General features: G+C 56.8%; 11 protein-coding genes. 7 read left to right on the forward strand and 4 right to left on the reverse strand.

The window, feature by feature from the left end; translation table 11 throughout:
• Nucleotides 1–22: 22 nt before the first annotated feature.
• A complete protein-coding gene (phnC, locus tag ACSPHG_RS01880) occupies nt 23–805 on the reverse strand; it encodes a phosphonate ABC transporter ATP-binding protein (RefSeq protein WP_435951777.1) in 783 nt (260 codons plus the stop codon).
• 199 nt (nt 806–1004) lie between these two features.
• On the opposite strand from phnC, the gene ACSPHG_RS01885 reads away from it, so the two are divergent.
• Nucleotides 1005–2219 (forward strand): phospholipase effector Tle1 domain-containing protein, encoded by a 1215-nt coding sequence (locus ACSPHG_RS01885; RefSeq protein ID WP_435951779.1) that lies wholly within the window; start codon nt 1005–1007, stop codon nt 2217–2219.
• On the opposite strand, the gene ACSPHG_RS01890 is transcribed toward ACSPHG_RS01885, so the two are convergent.
• The 3 genes from ACSPHG_RS01890 to ACSPHG_RS01900 form a co-directional block, all read right to left on the reverse strand.
• Nucleotides 2220–3764, reverse strand: coding sequence for a methyl-accepting chemotaxis protein (locus tag ACSPHG_RS01890; RefSeq protein WP_435951781.1), 1545 nt, complete (start codon nt 3762–3764; stop codon nt 2220–2222).
• Between the two features lie 280 nt (nt 3765–4044).
• Nucleotides 4045–4485 carry a VOC family metalloprotein YjdN gene (gene yjdN / locus ACSPHG_RS01895; protein ID WP_435951782.1) on the reverse strand — a complete coding sequence of 147 codons (441 nt, stop codon included), beginning with the start codon at nt 4483–4485 and terminating at the stop codon, nt 4045–4047.
• Between the two features lie 150 nt (nt 4486–4635).
• Entirely contained in the window at nt 4636–4971 is a 336-nt protein-coding gene (locus tag ACSPHG_RS01900; protein WP_435951783.1) for a zinc ribbon domain-containing protein YjdM, read from the reverse strand.
• 417 nt (nt 4972–5388) lie between these two features.
• Between ACSPHG_RS01900 and ACSPHG_RS01905 the strand changes: the two genes are divergently transcribed.
• From ACSPHG_RS01905 to ACSPHG_RS01930, 6 genes are all read left to right on the forward strand, one after another.
• The gene (locus tag ACSPHG_RS01905) at nt 5389–6270 is read left to right on the forward strand and encodes a helix-turn-helix transcriptional regulator (protein WP_435951784.1); all 882 of its coding nucleotides are present in this window, start codon (nt 5389–5391) and stop codon (nt 6268–6270) included.
• A 100-nt stretch (nt 6271–6370) separates the two neighbouring features.
• Nucleotides 6371–8737 (forward strand): clamp-binding protein CrfC, encoded by a 2367-nt coding sequence (gene crfC, locus ACSPHG_RS01910; RefSeq protein ID WP_435951785.1) that lies wholly within the window; start codon nt 6371–6373, stop codon nt 8735–8737.
• Nucleotides 8734–9609: a diguanylate cyclase regulator RdcB family protein gene (locus ACSPHG_RS01915; protein ID WP_435951787.1), complete on the forward strand. Its 876-nt coding sequence runs from the start codon at nt 8734–8736 to the stop codon at nt 9607–9609. The genes crfC and ACSPHG_RS01915 overlap by 4 nt, the downstream gene beginning before the upstream one ends.
• Nucleotides 9610–9776: 167 nt before the next feature.
• The gene (locus tag ACSPHG_RS01920) at nt 9777–11453 is read left to right on the forward strand and encodes a ShlB/FhaC/HecB family hemolysin secretion/activation protein (protein WP_435951789.1); all 1677 of its coding nucleotides are present in this window, start codon (nt 9777–9779) and stop codon (nt 11451–11453) included.
• A gap of 13 nt (nt 11454–11466) precedes the next feature.
• Nucleotides 11467–21222: a hemagglutinin repeat-containing protein gene (locus tag ACSPHG_RS01925; RefSeq protein WP_435951791.1), complete on the forward strand. Its 9756-nt coding sequence runs from the start codon at nt 11467–11469 to the stop codon at nt 21220–21222.
• Nucleotides 21219–21410: a CPCC family cysteine-rich protein gene (locus ACSPHG_RS01930; protein WP_435951792.1), complete on the forward strand. Its 192-nt coding sequence runs from the start codon at nt 21219–21221 to the stop codon at nt 21408–21410. Before ACSPHG_RS01925 ends, ACSPHG_RS01930 begins: the two co-directional genes overlap by 4 nt.
• The last annotated feature ends 9 nt before the right edge of the window (nt 21411–21419 follow it).

Raw genomic sequence — 21419 nt, forward strand, 5'->3', positions numbered from 1 at the left:
ATTCCTTAAGAGAAAATAAATGTTACGCAGCGACCGCATCAACGCGGGCTATGCTGCGGTAGAGATTCCCCAGCCGTTCGCTGTCGAACGCCGAGCTGCTTCCGTCGTAAAAAACGTGTCCCTGACGCAGCGCGACGATGCGTTCGCAGTAGCGCAGGGCGTAGTCCACCTGATGCAGCGTTACCACCACGGTGATGCCGTCCAGGCGGTTAATGTCGTGCAGCGTTTCCATTACGATGCGGGCAGATTCCGGGTCCAGCGAGGCAATCGGCTCGTCGGCCAGAATCACCTTCGCCTGCTGCATTAGCGCGCGGGCAATCGCCACGCGCTGCTGCTGCCCACCGGACAGGGTGGAGACGCGTTGATAAGCGAACTGCGCCATGCCGACGCGGGTCAGCGCCTGCAAAGCGCGCTGCTTCTGTTCGCGGGTAAACCCGTTAAAGCAGGTGCGCCAGAAAGGCGTGGAGCCGAGCGCGCCAATCAGCACGTTTTCCAACACCGTCAGGCGGTTAACGAGGTTGAACTGCTGGAAGATGTAGCCGGTGTGGGCGCGGCTTTTGCGGATGTCGCCCGCCAGGCGGCCCGCTTTCTGTACCGTGCGGCCAAGCAGCTCAACGTGGCTGTCGGAGCCTTTGTCAGCGGTAATCAGGCCGCTGAGGTGTCGTAAGAGGGTGGATTTGCCTGAGCCTGACGGCCCCAGCAGAGCGACCATCTCACCTTCGTTCACCTCGAGATCCACCGCGCTCAGCGCCTGATGGTGGTTGAACGTCTTGCTCAGCTTGTTGACGCGGATAATTGTTTGCATGCGCGGCCTCCTTGAAAAGTTGCCTCATGGTGCCGACGAAATGTGTCGTTTTTGTTAACTATTGGTTTCGGGAAGATGAAGAGTGGCCTGGCGCACGGGGATAAACGCGCGGGTCGCGAGGTTAATCAGCTATTTGTCGTATTGTGACGCGCCTCGTTTTTGCCTTATCTAGAGGGATACCTCTGGGGAGGCATACACAATGAGCAAAAATATAATTTTTTGTGCGGACGGGGCTTGGGCAAATCCCGGCTTTGAGGAGCAGGCGGACGAAGCCGCGCTGGTGAGTAACGTCTATCAGCTGTTTGTGGAAATGAAGGGGCTGGTGGACAAAGAGAGCCTGCTGCTGGCCAACGAGCAGGAAAAAACCTGGCTCGACGGCAGCGGGGCGGTGGCGCAGGTCGCAAAGTATGTTCACGGCGTGGGCGATCCGCACAACAGCTTCGTGAAGCTGCTCGGCGGCACGTTCGGCGCAGGTATTATTACGCCCATTTTGCGCGGCTATACGTTTATCAGCCGCCACTGGGAGCCGGGCGACCGCATCTATCTTGTGGGCTTCAGCCACGGTGCCTACACGGCCCGCACGCTTGCGAACATGATTATCGACCGTGGGCTACTCAACCGCGAGCGGCTTAACCTCAACGAGCGGCACAAGGAAGAGGCCTGGCGAATGGCGGCGTCCGTCTGGTCGCTGTATAGCGCGCACACGCCGTGCATGAACAGCAATCTGCTGGGCGCGGTGCTGCGGGATTTTCCGGCCTTTTTTTGCGACAGCGTCGACCCAACCAGCATGACCGCCAGCGTGCCCGTTGAGGCGGTGGCGGTATGGGAAACGGTGGGGCACCAGGGCATCCCGAAGTACTTTAAAGATAAGCGCATGGACGTGTTTCGCTTCAGCGACAGCGCGCTGCATCCAAAGGTGAAATACGGCCTGCAGGCCATCGCCATCGACGAGCAGCGGGTCGACCTGGCTCCGGCGATTTGGGATAACCGCGAGCGTATCGTGCAGGTAATGTTCCCCGGCATTCACCGCGACGTGGGCGGCGGCTACAACTGCTATGAAGGGGAGTGCGGGCTGTCGAACGGCGCGTATCTGTGGATGCACGACGCGCTTGACGACCTGGGCATGCACCTTTCGCCGAGCGAGGTGGTGGCCGACCCGCTCGGGCACCTGCACTGCGAATGGTATCCGCCCACCATCTGGCAGCGCATTTCGCCCCGGCGGCTGCCCGCGCCGCTTTCCTCCTCGATGATGATTCACCGTTCGGCGGTGGAACGCCTGCGCAGCGCCACGCTGATGCCGTACCAGTCCGCCGACAGCGGGGAGTGGCTGGCGGGCAGCTACACCCCGCAGGCCTTACGCAGCTACTTCCGCACGCCGTGGGAGGTACCGCGCGAATGGGCGATAGCGCGTTAGCTAGCGAAAAACGGCCACCGCATCCACCAGGCGAGTGGCCTGATATTTCACGTTGGCCGACGCCTGCGCGCCCTCCTGCACCAGCGTGGCGTTCTGCTGGGTGATGTCGTCCAGTTCGTCCACCGCGCGCGTCAGCTCGTTTAAGCCCTGCGCCTGGTGCGCCGTGGCGGCGCTGATCTGCGCGATCAGCTGGGTGACGTCTTTCACCTGGCCGACGATATCCTTCATGCTGCGCCCGGCCTCCTGCACGTGAACCGATCCGGACTGCACCTTCTGGGAGCTGGCTTCGATCAGGTGGCGAATATCGCTTGCGGCGGTGGCGCTGCGCTGGGCAAGGCTGCGTACTTCCCCGGCCACCACCGCGAAGCCTTTCCCCTGTTCACCGGCGCGCGCGGCTTCAACCGCCGCGTTGAGCGCCAGAATGTTGGTCTGGAAGGCGATGCTGTCAATCAGGCTGGTGATACTGCTGATTTGCTTCGTGCTTTCGGCAATCTGATCCATGGTGGCTATCACGGTTTCCATTGCTTCACCGCCGTTGCTGGCCGCGTCGCTGGCGGAGAGCGACAGCTTATCGGCGGCGGAGGCCGTTTCGGTGTTGTGCTGCACGGTGGTTGCCAGCTGGTTCACGGTCGCCAGGGTTTGCTGCACGTTGACCGCCGTCTGGCGGGTGCGTTCGTTCAAATCCTCGTTGCCCTGCGCCAGAGAGTCGCTGCCGCTGCGCACGTTGTGAACCTGGCTGCTGACGTCGTTGACCAGCCAGCGGAACATCAGCCCAAGCTGGCTGATGGCGCGCAGCGTGACGCCAATTTCATCGGCACGCTGAAGGTGATCGACGCTGTGGCTTGCCCCGGTTGCCACGCGCAGCGCCTGCTGGCCGAGCTTTTCCATCGGGCGGGAGATCTGCATTTCAAGGCAAAGCGCGGCGATGAAAAAGATCGCGGCGTTAATTCCCGTGAGGCTCAAGATTTGCAGCGTTGAAAGGCCCATCAGCCAGAATGCCAGCGCGGTGAGGGGCAGCAGCGCCAGCATCGTATTGCGGATGCGCCAGCGTAGCGAAAGGGTTTTGAACAGTGAGAAAACGCTGCCGGCACCGCGGCGCACCAGCAGCCCGCGATAAAACCGATGGCCGCTCATGCTCCCCGCGTTCATCTGCGCATACAGCCGCTGGGCATGATTGATTTCTTCCCGCGATGCTTTGGTGCGAATCGACATAAAGCCAATGGTTTGATTCTGGCGAACAATAGGCACAGCGTTTGCGCGCACCCAATAATAATCCCCATTTTTACGGCGGTTTTTTACCAGGCCCGTCCACGGCTCGCCTTTTTTTAACGTCGCCCACATATCTGCGAAAACTTGTTTAGGCATATCCGGGTGGCGAACGACATTATGCGGCTGGCCAATTAATTCATCGCTGGTAAATCCGCTGACGTCGACAAAGCTATCGTTGGTATAGGTAATATAACTATTGAGATCCGTTGTGGACATTAATGTGGCATTATCCTGGAGAATATATTCTATATCCGTAACCGAAGGACGCTGATGCATAGCTATTACCTTTATAAAGGGAGAATTAAATCCACGGAATTCGTCACATTCATTTTCGGCGCGCGGCGATTTAGCTTTAGTAAAAAAAGAGTGATATCGATCGGCCTTTCTTAAATAATATTTATCTCAATGGGGATAATTGCCAGTCGGCAATATTTAAAAGAAAGGAAATAATAAAGCAGTAAATTCTTTATTGTTTGATAAGTAAGGATATTGTTTATATTTCAGGTGAGCTTAAGACTCACTGTAGTGAGTCTTAATTTAAGGCAGAAAAGCTGGTTTACATGGGCTTTTCGACATTTACCATCCACGGTATGCCAAATTTATCGGTTAACATACCGAATCCTTTTGCCCAGAAGGTTTCTCCCCACGGCATAGTGACATCGCCGCCCGCCGCGAGATTATCAAACCAGCGCTGCCCTTCGTCGACGTCCTGCGTGGTAATACTGATGGAATAACCGGTGTGCTTAACTTTATCCGCGCACATATTGCCGTCGCTCATCATCACTTCGCCGCCCGCAATACGCACGTTGGCGTGCATGATTTTATCGTCCGGCCAGTTAAAACCGCTGCCGCAGCCTTCCGCTTCGGAGGTGGCCTCGTCTTTTGGCATTTCGCCAAAGGTCATTTTAAACAGCAGTTCGGCCCCGACCGCCTGTTGATAAAAGGCGATTGCTTCCTCGCAGGTGCCGTCAAAAAATATGTAGGGTCCAACAGACATGATTCATACCTCTTAATGCACAAAAGCAGCCTTAAGTGTAGTTGTGCGCGAGAGGGGTAAGCCAGGCGGGGCAGAGAGAAAGGTGCAGGTGTGGCCCGTAGGGTGGATAAGCGTAAGCGCCATCCACCGCCACGAGAAATGTTAAAACTCTTAGTTTTTCTTCACAAACTCAGATTTCAGCTTCATCGGCCCAAAACCATCAATTTTGCAATCGATGTTGTGGTCGCCTTCTACCAGACGGATACCTTTTACTTTGGTGCCAATCTTGAGCATAGAAGAGCTGCCTTTAACCTTCAGGTCTTTCACTACGGTAACGTTGTCGCCGTCTGCCAGCAGGTTGCCGTTGGCATCTTTAACAATCAGCTGGTCCGCGTCCTGAGCCGGTTCAGCGTTGTTCCATTCGTGGGCGCATTCCGGACAAACGTACATCCCGTTGTCTTCATAGGTGTATTCGGACTGGCACTGTGGGCAATGAGGGAGTTGCATAAGAGTAACCTCAATCAACAATTAAATTTGGAAATGACTGTAAAACAGGGATTTCAGCGAAAATGGCGATGAACTGCCAAAAAGTATCAAGATTATACACCAAATCCTTACTTTTGTAGGGATTATAAGAATCCCCTTTTTGGTGAGCTTTTTTGCATAAAAGTGCGCTTATAAGAAGCGAGAAGTTTTACATGCCTGGAAAGTGAAATTTAGCTTAAAGACCTGACGATGCGTGCCGTTAATTACAGTATTAATTTAACTTAGTTTAACGTCATTCGAGAATGCCCGCCAAAACGCCTGATTGCGATAGCTGATTGAAAAAACAAAAAAAGCGTATTGCGCTGACACACCCTGTCACTTGCCAGGGGTATGGTTGGGCCGATGGATGCATCGCTACAGAGGCAAGAACCGATGAGAATGAAAGGCGCAAAAGTAAAAGTTGCAGACCGACTGGCCGAAATCGTCTTAAGTCTTTATCAGGGAGAAACCTTTTCCGCTGATATTATTCGCCAGCGTTTTGATGTAGATATGCGAACAGCGTATCGTGATTTAAACAGGCTCGGTGCTATTCTGGAGGATATCGGCGAGGGGAAAAAACGCCTCTCATCACATTTAAAAGGCCCGTTTAATGTAAACGATCTGCTGCGTTTAACAAAACGCGCAGGACTTGCTGCGGTTTATCCGTGGAACGATATAAAGACCTACAGGCAGTTTATTCACCTGAGATCAATTCCCGATTTATTGGTGTTGGGCTATGAATATGAAAATAGTCCACAGATAAATAGCCATTTTTATGAATTAAATAATCTGATAAATTCCCGGCGCTATTGCCGATTTGTCTTTGAAAATGCGCTACGCTGTGTTGCGCCGTACCGTCTGGCTACCCGCCAGGGTATCTGGTATTTATTAGGTACAGAGGATAATCACCCCAGCGCCTGGATGTTAAGCCAAATCAATTCCTTAGAATCATTATCGGACACGTTTACGCCCGACCCCGCGGTATTGGCGCAGTTCGACAGCGAAGAAGGTATGGACGACGACCTGGTGAAAACGGAAGTGCTGTTGCAGGTTTCTGCGCAGGCTGCGGTTTACTTTAAACGTCGGAAATTACTGCCTTTTCAGAAAATGCTGCAGGAGCTTGATAATGGGTGCCTTATTCTCTCGAGTCATATTGTCTCGCCGGAACAACTTTTCCCGCTGGTCCAATACTGGATACCGCACGTCACGATTATTTCGCCGCAAATCTGGCAGCACGATTTAAAAGCCAGGATTGCGGCCTGGTGCGATATTGAACAATAAAATACTTTCCTCACGTAATTATAAAACCCGGTACGTCATTACCTTAAAAAAATAATGGTCTTATAAAAGCCGGATAATTTGAGTTAAGGAAACATTTTTTATGCACACACAAACAATTTTTGAATTAAGCCAGGAGGCCGAGCGGTTATTACAGCTCGCCCTTCAGAATCTTAATGCTTTAAAAAACGTACCGTTCGCCACTCAAAAAGACCGGCATTTAAATAACGCGCAGGCGGTTGCACCGGTTGTACCTTTGCAATTTAGCGCCCGCGGCATTAATGCCCAGCAGGCAATGCTGCAAAACGAACTGCGTAAAATTACCCAGCAGGAAATGGTGCTGGCAATTGTTGGCACCATGAAGGCGGGTAAATCCACGACCATCAATGCCATTATTGGCACCGAGGTGCTGCCAAATCGCAACCGCCCGATGACGGCGCTGCCGACGCTTATTCGCCATACGCCGGGCCAGCGCGAGCCGGTGCTGCATTTTCCGCACGTCGAGCCGATTGAAACGCTGATGGGCGACCTGCGCGGCAGGCTGAAGGAAACCCAGCGCGAGCAGCTTGCGCAGCACCTGGAAATCGATCGCGACATGGACGAGCTGCTCACGCGCATTGCCAGCGGCGGGACGTTCGAAAAGCATTATCTGGGCGCGCGGCCCATTTTCCACTGCCTGAAAAGCCTTAACGACCTGGTGCGGCTGTGCAGCGTGCTGGACGTTCCGTTCCCGTTTAAAGCCTACGCCGCCATCGAGCACGTACCGGTCATCGAGGTGGAGTTCATTCACCTGGCGGGCATGGAAAAAGGCCACGGCCAGCTCACCCTGCTGGACACCCCAGGGCCAAACGAAGCGGGGCAGCCGCACCTGCAAAAGATGCTTCAGGAGCAGCTTGCGCAGGCCTCGGCGGTGCTGGCGGTGATGGATTACACTCAGCTCAAGTCGATTTCCGATGAGGACGTGCGCCGCGCGATTTTGGGCGTCGGTAAATCCGTGCCGCTCTACGCGCTGGTGAATAAGTTCGATCAGAAGGATCGCAACAGCGACGACGAAGGCCAGGTGAAGGCGCTGATCTCCGGCACGTTAATGAAAGGCGCAATCGAAGCCGAACGCGTTTTCCCGGTTTCTTCGATGTGGGGCTATCTCGCCAACCGCGCGCGCTTCGAGCTTGAGCAGCACGGCAGGCTGCCCGATCCGGACGATCAGCGCTGGGTGCAGGATTTTGCCGAAGCCGCGCTTGGCCGCCGCTGGCGCAGCGCCGATCTCGCCGACGTTGAGCACATCCGCCATGCCGCCGACCTGCTGTGGGAAGATTCGATGTTCGCCTTCCCGATCGAAACTATTCTGCACGCCGCGCACGCCAACGCGTCGATGTACGCGCTGCGCGCTGCCTCCCAGAAGCTGCTCAGCTATGCGCAGGGTGCCGAGGAGTATCTGAGCTTCCGCTGCCAGGGCCTCCAGGTTGCCAACGAGAAGCTAGAGGAAAATATCGTGCTGCTGGAAAACGACCTGGCCCTGCTGCAGGCCAGCCAGCAGGACGTCAGCCGGTTAATCCGTTCCGACATTGAAGACGCGGTGGCATCCATTGGCGGATTTATTAAGCGATACGAAAAACGCATTGCGGCGGACATCAACGACTATTTCCAGCAGGGCAAGGTGCCCGAGGACGTGGCGCGCCACTCGTTTAAGCTGTCCACGGCGCGTAACCGCGATTTTGAAACGGGCGGCGAATCCATCACCGTGGCGGACGAACAGGCCGCACGCCTGCTGCTGAATAAAATCCGCGCCTCCAGCGAAACCATTCTGCTGGTCGCCCAGGAGGCGATGACCGAAGAGCTTGCGCAGCTGCTTGAAAGCCTTGAGGCGTCGCTTATGGCGACGCTGCGTAAAACCCTCAAGCCTATCGAAATGCGGGTGGCGGACGGGCTTGCGCATTCGGGCTTCAGGGCGCATATCAGCCTGCCCGCCTTCCAGTCGAGCCAGCTTAACTTCAACGCCCAGCACGCTTTTGACGACGTTATCGACCGGCAGGATATTCCCGTTGCGCAGCTTCGTCGCCAGAGTGGGATGCGCGGCACGGTGGCGCGCTGGCTGAACAGCGAAGATTGGGGCTGGGAAGGATACACGTCGACCCAGAGCCGGTACGTTATCGCTCTGCCCGAGCTGCAGCAAAAGCTGCATCTTCACGTCGCCTCCTTCCTTACGCAGCTGAATAAGGCGATTGTTGCGCAGGTGGATATCTCCGTGGTGTCGGGAATGACAACGTTTTTTGCCGATTTTACCCAGCGGCTTGAGGCCATCAAAACCAATCTCCAGCAGAGCCTGGTTGCGCGCGCGCAAAACGAAGAGGCGCTGCAAACGCTAGAGCGCCAGCTTCAGCAGTGCGTGAGAACGACGCGGTACATCCATGAAGATACCCGTCTATTGAGGGACGATATTCAGACGCTATTTGCGGCGGAGCACCAATGAGCAGTTTATTACTTGAAGGGCCGATTCGGACCCTGGAATGCCTGAGCGAGAAGTTTGTCGTCGATTTTGCCAACGGTATCGACGTGGCGCGCGATCCGTGGCGCAGCCAGCAGAGCAAGGCGTTTTATCTGCGCTTAAAAGAGACGTTCGCCGGGCAAAACCGCCTGCGACAGTGGTCGCTCGACGGCGCGCTGCTGGACAGCCTGGAGGTATCGCTCGCCTGGCTTGCCCAGCTCACCGGCACGGTGGCGAAAAGCCATCTGGCGGCAACGCTGATTCACGAGCGTATCTGCCAGATGGAGGCCGCTTCGGCGCGGGTAGCCTATTACTCGCCGGAAGGCCGCTCGCAGCTAGGCCAGATAAAACAGCAGCTTGAGCTGCGGGTGACCAAAATCGCCCAGCAGCTACAGGCCATCGATTTATACCGCCAGGGAACGGTGCACTGCGAACAGGTTTTCTCCCGCTGGCGCGCCGGGCACTATTTTTCATTTTCCCCCGCCGGACGCTGTTACGTGGCGCTTCAGGAGCTGCGCTGGGGAGCCTTTGGCGACGCCCTGCGTTTGGGCAACGAAGAGCAGGCCACGCAGCTTTTGGAACTGGCGCGAGCGCTGGCGATAAGCCGCCTTGCCGAAGACGTTAACGCCTCGCCCCGCACGCGCCATTATTACCACGAGTGGCTCGCCACGCCGTCAGCTCCGGGGCTGATGGAGCACAAAGACGCGCTGGTGTGGCTGGGCAACGGCAGCGAAAGCGAGCTGCATCCGATAAGCTATTCGGTTACGCAGTCCTGGCAAGGGATTGCGCTCGGCATGCCGCGAATCTGTTCGGCATTGCGTCTGGGCAGCGCAATGACGGACGAGGTTTTGAGTTAATTGCGGAATGCGCCTCGCAGAAAATAGATGAAATATTAAAATAGACATTAAGCGGCTTGAATATAATCAAAGGATATGATTTATTCGCCGCTATAGGGAAATTCTTAAGGTTTATAACAGCGAGTTAATCCTCAACCGCTGTCGACGATACTCATGGATGAGATCTTATGTCTGATAAAAAAATTATCGCGCTCTATGTTCTGGCCTGCATATTAAGCGGCATTGCTTTTTCGGTGTCAGGCGCGCCGCTAAGCCCGGCCGATCGGGATATTTCACAGCAAAGGCAGCAAGAATTACTGCTTGAAAATCAAAGGCAACGCGATGAGCTACAGCGCAGCGTGTCGCCATCACTGCCTGCTCAACCCCATGCGAATAAACCTGATACCACCTGTTTTAATATTCATCGCGTGTATATTTCCGGCGCAACGTTATTTTCCGATAATAATAAACAACACTTCGCTTCACCCTACGTCAATCAATGTATTGGTATAGGTAAAGTGACGGAGTTATCCGATAAAATATCGAACTGGTATATTGAGCAGGGTTATATAACAAGCCGGGCGTTTATTCCGGAGCAGGATTTATCTCGCGGCGAACTTCACATAAGCGTGCTGGAAGGGCGGCTCGAAGATATTCGTCTTGAGGGTGCACCCGCGCGCGAGCTACGCATGACGTTCCCCGGCCTGAAAGGGGAAATCCTCAATCTGCGCGATATAGAGCAGGGGATGGAGCAAATCAACCGGACGCGCAAAACCCCGGTTGAGATTGAAATACTTCCGGGCGACAAACCCGGCTATTCGATTGTAAACCTGACCGCCACGCCGGAGTTTCCGCTAAGCGCCTCGCTGAGCTTTGACAACAGCGGGCAAAAGAGTACCGGCACCGGGCAAATCAGCGGCTCGCTGACCGGCAACAGTCTGCTGGGGCTTGCGGATAAATGGTTCGTCAGCGGCGGGCGCAGCAGCGATTTTTCATCCTCGCACGACGCGCAAAATTTCCAGGCGGGCCTGAACGTTCCGTATGGCTACAGTCTGCTTGATTACAGCTACAGCTGGAGCAACTACCTCAGCACCATTAACAACAACGGCTTTAACTGGGCGTCGACCGGCGACAGCGTGACCCACCGCCTTAACCTTTCCCACGTGCTGTTCCGCAACGGCGATATCAAAACCGGCGCGTCGCTCGGCCTGAGCCACCAAATCAGCAACAACTACCTCAACGACACAAAGCTCGACGGCAGCAGCCGCAGGTTAACCAGCCTGCTGTTCGGCCTAAGCCATACGCAAAAAATGTTTGGCGGCGTGGCGACGTTTAATCCCTCCTTCAGCCACGGTGTCTCCTGGCTGGGGGCGGAAGACGATAACGGTAAAAAAGGCGACATGCCGAAGGCCGGGTTTAAAAAATGGAGCGGCAACGCCAGCTTCCAGCTCCCGGTTGCTAACGATTTATGGTGGCTGACCAGCATCTACGGGCAGTGGTCGCCGGACAGGCTGTACGGCAGCGAAAGGCTGACTATCGGCGGGGAAAGCTCGGTACGCGGCTTCAAAGAGCAGTACCTCTCCGGCGATAACGGCGGCTACCTGCGCAACGAACTCAGCTACACGCTTTTCACCCTGCCGCTTATCGGGCAGGTCAGCAGCGTTGCGGCCATTGACGGCGGCTGGCTGCAAAAAGACGCTAAAGATCCCTGGGCGTCCGGCACGCTGTGGGGGGCCGCAGTCGGCCTTTCCGCTGCCAATCGCTACTCATCAAGCCAGTTCACGATCGGCCTGCCGGTGAAGTATCCGGCCTGGCTGGCTCCCGACCGTTTCAGCGTTTATTACCGCATTGCCTTCGTTCTTTAAGGGAAAAATGATTATGGATAATCGCCAGCAGCCCGTTCGTTTTGCACAGCGCCAGCTCAGCTACCTTATCTGCCTGCTAATCGCCGGTCAGCCCGTGTTACCGGCGTTTGCCGCTACGACTCCCGCAGGCAGCGCCACGCAAATGGACAAAGCCGCCAACGGCGTACCGGTGGTCAATATCGCCACGCCGAACGGGGCGGGGATTTCCCATAATCAGTTCAAGGATTACAACGTCGGTCGCGAAGGGATAATCCTTAACAACGCCACCGGGCAGCTTAATCAGACGCAGCTCGGCGGGCTTATCCAGAACAACCCTAACCTGAAGGCGGGCGGCGAAGCGCGGGGCATCATTAACGAAGTTACCGGCGGCAACCGTTCGCAGCTGCAGGGCTACACCGAGGTGGCGGGCAAAGCGGCGAATGTGATGGTCGCCAACCCGTATGGCATCACCTGTAACGGCTGCGGCTTCATCAACACCCCAAACGCCACGCTCACCACCGGCAAACCGGCGTTCGACGCGCAGGGCAATTTACGTTCGCTGGACGTAACCAAAGGCACCATTACGGTTGAAGGCCAGGGCCTGAACGCGGGCCAGTCGGACGCGCTGTCGATTATCTCCCGCGCCACCGAAATCAACGCCGACATCCATGCAAAAGACCTGAAAGTGGTCACCGGCGCTAACCGGGTAACGGCCAGCGGCGGCGTCACGGCCATCGCCGGAGAAGGCCCGGCTCCTCAAGTAGCGGTAGATACCGGCGCGCTTGGCGGCATGTACGCCAACCGCATTCGCCTGATCTCCAGTGAAAAAGGCGTGGGGGTTAACCTCGGCAATCTTAACGCCCGGCAGGGTGACATTACGCTTGATGCGAACGGCAAACTTAGCGTTAAAAACAGCGTTGCCAACGGCAATTTAACGGCGAGCGGCCAGGATCTGGCGCTGACGGGCGCGCATAAAGCGGAGGGCAATATCATCCTCGTCGGCCAGAACGCGCTAACGGTAGACGGCGGGCAGGTTAGCGCCGGTAAAGAACTTTCGGCTCAGGCTGAAAAGCTGTTAAACAACAGCGCATTGACGGCTCAGGGCAACGCTACGCTACGCGCGACGCGGCTCACCAATAACGGCGAATTACAGAGCGGACGCGATCTCAGCATCACCGCAGCCCAGGCTCAGCTTGCGGGTACGCAGCTTGCGGTCGGCAGATTAGCCGTGAAGGCGGACGATCTCACCCACGGCGGTAAAAGCAACGCGGCGGCGATTTCGCTTAGCGCGGACAGCCTGAATAACGATGGCATGCTGGTTGCGCCTGAACTGACGATTGCCGGGAAAAAGCTAACCAACAGCGGCCTCCTGCAGGGCAACCGGGCGCTGAATATTTCCTCTGCATGGCTCGACAACCTGTCCGGCGGCAATATCTACAGCGAGCAAAACCTCAGGCTTGAGATCCCGACGATCGATAACGCCGGTCTGATCGCCACCGACGGCGATCTGCTTTTCAGCGGCAGTTCGCTGGTCAACAGCGGGGAGCTTAACGGCGTAAACCTGACGTTTGCTGCCGCAAGCCTGGTTAACCAGCAGGGCGGCCTGCTGCTGGGTAAAAAATCAGTAGGGTTTAACGGACAGACGCTGGATAACGCCGGTCAGATCGTTGCAGATCGCCTGACGCTTAACGCCGATAGCTTCATCAACAAAGGCAATTTACAGGGGGATAAAGCTCTTTCTCTGGCAGCGAAGAACGCTGATAACCAGGGGAATATGCTTAGCGGCGGCGAGCTGAATATCAGGGCGGATACCCTGAATAACGCTGGACTAGCGCAGGGAAAAGCCCTCAGCCTGACGGCCGGCGAGTGGACTAACACCGGCAATGCGCTGAGCGAACAAAACGCTACGCTGCGCGTGGGCGACAGCCTGACCAACAGCGGCAAAATCCTCGGGCAGCAGGGGGTAAACCTATCCGCCGCCTCGCTGAATAATCAGGGCTTTCTCGCGGGCGCTGCGGTCACATTCCACGGAGACTTGGTCAACGGCGGCCTGATTCAGGGCAGCCATTCCCTGGAGCTGTATACCCCCACCTTTAGCAACCTGAAAACCGGGCAAATCATCAGCGGCGGCGCGTTCGACCTGACGGCAGCACGGTCCAATAACGCCGGTTTATTACAGGCGAATGACGCCTTTACGCTGGCCGGTGAACGGTTTGCTAATCAGGGCAACGTATTTGCGGACAGTTTGGTCTTTAACCTGCAGAGCGAGTTGAACAACGGGGGCGTGCTGGCGGCGGATAAGTTGAGCGCGCGCGCAGGCTCGGTGACCAACAGCGGAGTCATGCAGGGAACGGACGGCGTCAGTATCGAAAGCCAGCGGTTTGATAACCTAATCGACGGCAGGCTGTTAAGCGGCGGCGAGCTGGCGCTTTCTGCGAAGCAGCTTTCCACAAACGGCACCGTACAGGGCGTACAGACCGCTATCATGGCGGACAACTGGCAAAACGGCGGCTCGCTGCTTGGGCTTGATTCGCTCACGGCGGAGGTGTCCGGCGGGCTTACCAATACCGGGGATATTTTAAGCGAAGGGAATACGCACATTGGCGCGCAGACCCTGGATAACAGCGGTTCATTACTCAGTGAAGGCGACATGCGTCTTGCGGGGAATACGCTCCGTAACGGTGGAGCGATTCAGGGCCAAAACCTGACCCTCAGCCAGGCCAAAATAACCAACGCCGGTACGGCTATCGGGCTGCAATCCTTAACGCTTGGGGCACAGCAAACCCTTGCAGGCCGCCTGTTGATGGCGGCTCCGCTGCTGGAACTGGCCAACGGCGGACAGATGCTGACCGGCGGAACGCTGACGGTCAACGGCGGCAATATCATCAACACCGGCACCTGGCAGGGGCAGCGCGTGCTGCTGAGCGCCCGCCAACTGCATAACGAGGGTGCGATTCAGAGCGCGGATGCGCTAACCCTGACGCTCTCGGACAGCTTCACCTCCGGTGAGAGAAGCAAAATCACCGCGAACGGCAGCGCCGCGATTCAGGCGCTGAGCCTGACCAACGGCGGCCAGTGGCTGGCGAAAAATCTTAGCCTTAAAGGCGGCTCGCTGAACAATGCCGGTGAGATAAGCGGTGTGGAAGGGCTTACCCTTGCGCTGAACGGCGCCTTCACCCAACAGCAGGACAAAACGCTGCTGAGCGGCGGCAGGCTCACCCTCAGCGCTGCCTCCATCGATAACGGTGGGCGAATACAGGCCAGCGAACTCGACGTCACCAGCGGCGCGCTGACCAACAGCGGTCGCCTGCAGGGTGATAACGCGTTAATCCTCAACCTGAACGGAGCGCTGAACAACGGCGGCACAGGCTCAATCCTTAGCCAGAAAACCCTCAACATCACCACGCCCGAACTGCTCAACTACGGCCTTATCCAGGGCGGCGGCTCCACGCGCGTTAACGCTGCCAGCTCGGCCCGCAATGATGGCCGCCTGATATCCGGCGCGGATTTCACACTCGATACCGCCTCGTTAGTTAACAGCGGCTGGATACAGGCAAACAAGCTGGTGCTGAACGCATCAGCGGCGGTGAACAACGGCACCTGGCTTGCTGAACGGCAGGCGACGCTGACCGGCAATACGCTCACTAACGGCGGCACCGTCCAGGGGATAAATCTGGCGGTGAACTATCGGCAGCTGGCTAACGGCGGCACGCTGATGGGCCGCGAAACCCTGAGCATTAGCGCAGATCGGGTGAATCATCAGGCCAGCGGTAAACTGTTCAGCGGCGGCAATTTGCTGCTCAACAGCACCGGGTTTGATGCCATCGGCCAAGTGGTGGCGCTCGGTAACCTGACCCTGAATCTGACGAACGCCTTCACCGGCAAAAACGTGCTGGCGGCGGGCGATACGCTTTCTATCACCAGTGGCGGAGCCATCACTAACCAGAGCGTAATGCAGGGCCAGGCGATAAACCTGAACGCGGGCGGCGCACTCGCTAATAAAGGGCAGATTGCCACGGGCGCAGGGGCAGGCACGCTTTCCGGCAGCAGCATTGAGCTGAACGCCGAAGGGACGCTGCAGGCGGGCGGCGACGTAACGATCAACAGCCGCGGAAATATTCTGGTCAACGGCTTTACGGGCTCGGCGGGCAATCTGACCCTCAATGCGGTCGGCAGCCTCATCAACACCGCGCTGCTGTATGCCGGGAACAATATGTACCTGCTGGCAGACAGTATAAAAAATAACCGTGGCGATATTCTTGCAGGCAACAGCCTGTGGCTGCAGCGCGATATGGCAGGCAATGCCAATGCGGAAGTGGTCAATACTTCCGGGACGATTGAGACACAGCGCGGGGATATAACGGTTAATACCGGGCATTTGCTGAATGAACGGGCTGGGCTTAGCGCAAGCGTAAGCGAAGAGACAGATCTTACTTCAACATATTCATGGCTTACGTCGATAGATGCCGATGTTCCTCTCAGCTATCTGGACAGCATTAATTATGATTATGGTTATTACCGTGCTGCTACCGGGTGTGCTAACTCCTGTGCTGGCGCTTACTGGTCTCGACCTGCACCGTATAGGAATAGCCCTGGACTAGAGTTTGCTATTTCCCGTTCACAGGTGACTGTGAATAGTGACGGCTCGCCAGCAGCACGCATATCTTCAGGTCGCGATGTTCTGCTCAGTTCAGACGTGTTGGAAAATAATGCCAGTCATATTCTGGCGACGAATAATGCGTTTCTCAGCGGTAATACACTTATTAACCAGTCGTGGTTTGAAAGTACGGAAACTCGTTATCTGACATATTTATATGGGAGTGATAAGTACGCAACAGAATCGAGCATAACTTCTCAGAACGGCACGGGTGGCTCGAATTCGATATATTTCGTCACTACGGGACAAGTCCGTAAAGAAAGTAGTGACGGCGGAATATACCGCTCCGTAATTCAAGCAGGCGGCAACATCTCCGCCAATTTCACTAACGATATAAGCAACACTTCTACCACGGCAAATACTGGCGGAATCAGCCCTACTATTAGCGCCCCAACGCTCAGTCCGCTTAGCAGACAGAGCATTGGTGACATAACGCAAAAACAAAGCCTTAGCGGAGCGGATAGCCTAGCGGTCAACTCCCCGGAATGGAACGATAGGCTCCAGGAAGCGCTGCAACAAATAACCGGTAACCCTGCGGATCTGCAAGCCGGTGAAGGCACGGCTTTACGAGATACCACGGCTCAGGGAGCCAGCATTCAGGACGGGGCAGGGCGGCAGGCCCACGGCGTGGACACCAGCGCCTACCCGATCCCCGCCGGGCAGAACGGCTATTTCATCACCTCTACCGATCCGAACAGCCCGTATCTCATCACCACCAACCCAAAACTCAACGGGCTAGGTGCGCTCGACCAGAGCCTGTTTGGCGATCTCTATGCCCTGATGGGCATCACGCCCGGCGCAGCGCCCCGGGAAACGAACACAAACTTTACCGATGAAAACAGCTTTATCGGCTCATCCTATTTCCTCGAAAGACTGAACCTGCACCCGGAATACGACTACCGCTTCCTGGGCGATGCGGCGTTCGACACGCGTTACGTCAGCAACTACGTGCTGAACCAGACCGGCAGCCGCTACATCAACGGCCTGGGATCCGATCTGGCGCAGATGCAGTATCTGATGGACAACGCGGCCAATGCGCAACAGCCGCTGGGCCTGACGTTCGGTATCGCCCTGACCGGCGCGCAGATTGCCGCGCTCGACCAGAGCATCCTGTGGTGGGAGGCCGCCACGGTAAACGGCCAGACGGTAATGATCCCTAAAGTGTACCTCTCGCCGAAAGACGTGACCGTGAACGGCGGGAGCGTCATTTCCGGCAATAACGTTCAGCTTGCGGGCGGCAATATCACCAACGGCGGCAGCACGATAACCGCGCGTAACGACCTGGTGCTAGACGGTCAGAACAGCATCAGCAACCTGAACGCCGGGCTTATCAACGCGGGCGGCAGCCTGCAGCTGGGCGCGCTGGGAGATATCAACAACATCGGCTCGCAGATTTCCGGCAAAACGGTGCAGTTGGAAAGCTTCGGCAATATCAACAACATCACGCAGACCGAACTGTGGCAGGCGGCGGGCGGCGCCGGGAGAGCGGGTCAGGCGGTCAGTTTCACCGATACGCTGAGCGGGCCGGTGGCGGGCATCTCCGCGCAGGACTCCCTAAGCCTGTCTGCCGGGGAAAACATAAACATCACCGGCGCGAACGTATCAGCGGGGGGCAACCTGCTGATGAACGCGTGGGGTGATATCGCCATTGCTTCCAACCAGATAACCGACAGCTACAGCCAGTCCGGCTTCCGTGGCCGCGAAGCGTTCAGCAATGAATCCGTGACCCACAGCGGCAGCACGATTTCAGCGGGCGGCAGTATCGGCATGCAGGCAGGCAATGACCTGACGGTTCAGGCAAGCCAGGTCAACGCCGGTAAAAATACCACGCTGATCGCGGGCAATGACCTGAACCTGAACGCGGCCGATACGCGCGAAAGCGCGAGCCGGGGCAAGAGCGAATCGCACAGTACCGACGTTGCGCGCACCACGCTGAGCAGCGGCGGTGATATGACGCTGGCCGCAGGCAATGACATCAACAGCCGGGCGGCGGGGATGGCGGCAGAAGGCAACGTGGCGATGCAGGCAGGACGCGACGTCAACCTGCTGGCAGAAGAAACCACCGAAGGCGACAGCTACCGCGCCAAGAGAAAGGTCGAAATCAACGAATCGGTGCGCCAGCAGGGCACGGAAATCGCCAGCGGCGGGGATACGACGATTGTCGCCGGTCGGGACGTCTTAAGCCAGGCAGCACGGATCACCGCCAGCGGTGACATCGGCATTGCCGCAGGAAACGACATCAGCCTGTCCACCGCGACGGAAAGCGACTACCGCTTCAAGGAAGAGACGAAGACCAAAAAAGGCTTCATGAAGAAGACCACCACGCACACGATTGAGGAAGACAGCGCGATACGGGAAGCGGGCACACTGCTGAGCGGGGATAACGTGGCGCTGGCTGCAGGAAACAATCTTCTGGTGGAAGGCTCAGCAGTTGTGGGCGACGGCGATGTGGCGCTGAACGCGGGCAATAATATCGACATTTTTGCCGCCACCAACACTGACTCAACGTACCGCTTTAAGGAGAAGAAAAAGAGCGGCATGTTCAGCGGCGGTGCCATTGGCGTCACCATCGGCACCAGCAAATCGCGCTACGAGATGAATGACGACGGCACGACTCAGAGCCAGAGCTTCAGCACTGTAGGCTCAACGGGCGGTGACGTCAGCATTAACGCGGGCAAGCAGGTGCACATTGGCGGTGCGGACGTGGTTGCCGGAAAAGACCTGTCCATCCGTGGCGACAGCGTGTCGATCGAGCCGGGGCGTGACCAGCGCACGCACGATGAGTCCTTCGAGCAGAAAACCAGCGGGCTGACGCTGGCGCTGTCCGGTGCAGCGGGCGCGGCGGTAAACAGCGCGGTCTCGGCGGCACAGGCTGCCAGTAGTGAAAGCGATGACAGGCTGGCGGCGCTGAAAGGTACCCAGGCGGCAATGTCGGGCTATCAGGCGAGCCAGGCACTCCAGCTTGACGCTGCGAACGGGGGTGACCCGGCGAACAGCAACACCATCGGCATCAGCGCCTCCATCGGGTCGCAGTCGTCTGAGTCCCGCTCGCACAGCGAGCAGAACACGGCAGCGGGCAGCACGCTCACGGCAGGCGATAACGTCGCCATCACGGCAACCGGTGGCGACATCACCGCCATCGGCAGCCAGATCAAGGCCGGGCAGGACGTGGTGCTGAACGCCGCAGACGATATCAACCTGATTTCTTCCCAGAACAGCCAGCTGCTTGAAGGCGATAACAGCAGCAGCGGCGGCTCGCTGGGTGTGGGCGTTGGCGTCGGGTCGGGCGGGATGGGCATCAGCATTTCCGCCAGCGGCAACAGCACGAAAGGCAACGAGAGCGGCAACGGCACCACGCATAACGAAACCACGCTGGATGCCGGACGGCAGGTGACCCTCACCAGCGGAGATGACACGACGCTTGCCGGGGCGCAGGTCAGCGGTAATAAAGTCGTGGCGGACGTGGGCGGCGACCTGACCATCAGCAGCCTGCAGGACAGCGACCGCTACGACAGCAAACAGACCGGGGTGAGCGGCGGGGGAAGCTTCACGTTCGGGACGATGACGGGCTCGGGCGGAGTCAGTTTCAGCAGGGACAGGATGCGGTCGGAGTACGACAGCGTTATCGAACAGAGCGGCATCTTTGCGGGCGACGGCGGTTTTGACATCACCGTTGGTAATCATACGCAGCTGGATGGCGGGGTGATAGCGTCCACGGCAGGCGCAGAGAAAAATGGTCTTGATACCGGGACGCTGGGCTGGAACGACATCCATAACAGGGCGGAATACGACGTCAGCCACAGCGGTGCGAGCATCAGCAGCGGCGGAAATATTGCCGACCAGTTTATGGGAAATATGGCGACCAACATGCTGGCGGGCCTGGGCGGCAGCGGTGATGCGGAAGGCACGACGAAGGCGGCGATATCTGACGGCGGTATCACCCTCCGGGATAAGGAAAACCAGCAGCAGGATATTGCCAGCCTGAGCCGCGACGTGGAGAACGCGAACGGCAGCATCAGTCCGATTTTCGACAAGGAGAAAGAGCAAAAGCGGCTGGAGACAGCACAGACGATTGGCGAGCTGGGCAGCCAGGCGATGGATATTGCCCGCACGGAAGGGCAGATCCGGTCGATAAACGCGGGCAAGGCGGAGCTGGCGGCGAAGAACATAAAGGAGCCGGAAAAAGGTGCGTCAGAGCAGGAGTGGGCTGATTACAATACTGCGCTGAAGGAAACCGCCAGCTATAAGGAAACTCAGAGGAAGTGGGGCACCGGGAGCGATATCCAGCGCGGGCTTCAGGCCGCAACGGGCGTCCTCCAGGGGCTGGCGGGTGGAGATATTGCTGCGGCGATAGCGGGCGGCGCGGCGCCGTATCTGGCGCAGCAGATAAAGAAACAGGTCGGGGAGGAGAACAGGGCAGCCAATGCCGTTGCTCACGCCATTCTTGGCGGCGTGGTGGCAGAGCTGCAGGGCCGCAGCGCAGGAGCGGGTGCTGCGGGCGCGGCAACGGGGGAGCTCATCGCGCAGCAGCTCTATCCTGGCGTGAAGCGTGAAGACCTGACGGAGGAGCAGAAGCAGAATATCTCCGCGCTGTCGACGATGGCAGCAGGGCTGGCGGGTGGGCTGGCCGGTGGCGATACCGCGGGCGCGATTGCGGGCGCGCAGGCCGGGAAGAATGCGGTTGAGAATAATGCGCTGAGCCGTGATGAGGAGAAAAAACTTGGGCTACGTCCGGTAAAACCTATCAGTATTAATCCATTGATGGAGAGTATTGGGGTACTTGACTCAGATGGAGAGGTTGAACTACCCAAAGGCGGCGCAAAGGGTGGAAAATCTAAAGATACTCAAATTTGGACTGAAACGAAGAAAGATAAGCCTGTACCCAATGCATACGGGCACTGGAATAAGCATAAGTCTGAATTTCCTGAGTATCTGAATGCGAAGCAGTACGTTGATGCAACGCATAATTTTGTTACTACTCCGCCAGTGGGCACTTTGACTAAAACCAGACCTAATGGAGATACACTCTATTACAATCCAGCAACTAATGTATTTGCTTCAAAAGACATAAATGGTGTACCTCGTACAATGTTTAAACCACAGAAAGGCCTCGAATATTGGAACAAACAATGACAAATAATGAAGCTTACCCTTGCCCGTGTTGCGGAAATAGAACTATAGATGAGCTTGGTTGTTATGAAATATGTCCTGTCTGCGGATGGGAAGATGATCCTGTTCAATCGGCTGATCCAGATTTTTCCGGCGGAGCCAATTTCCCTAGCTTAAATGAAGCAAGGCAAAAATTTAATTGCCACCAATAATAAACAAAA

It is taken from the genome of Dryocola baronae (assembly GCF_051297175.1).
GTDB lineage: Bacteria > Pseudomonadota > Gammaproteobacteria > Enterobacterales > Enterobacteriaceae > Dryocola.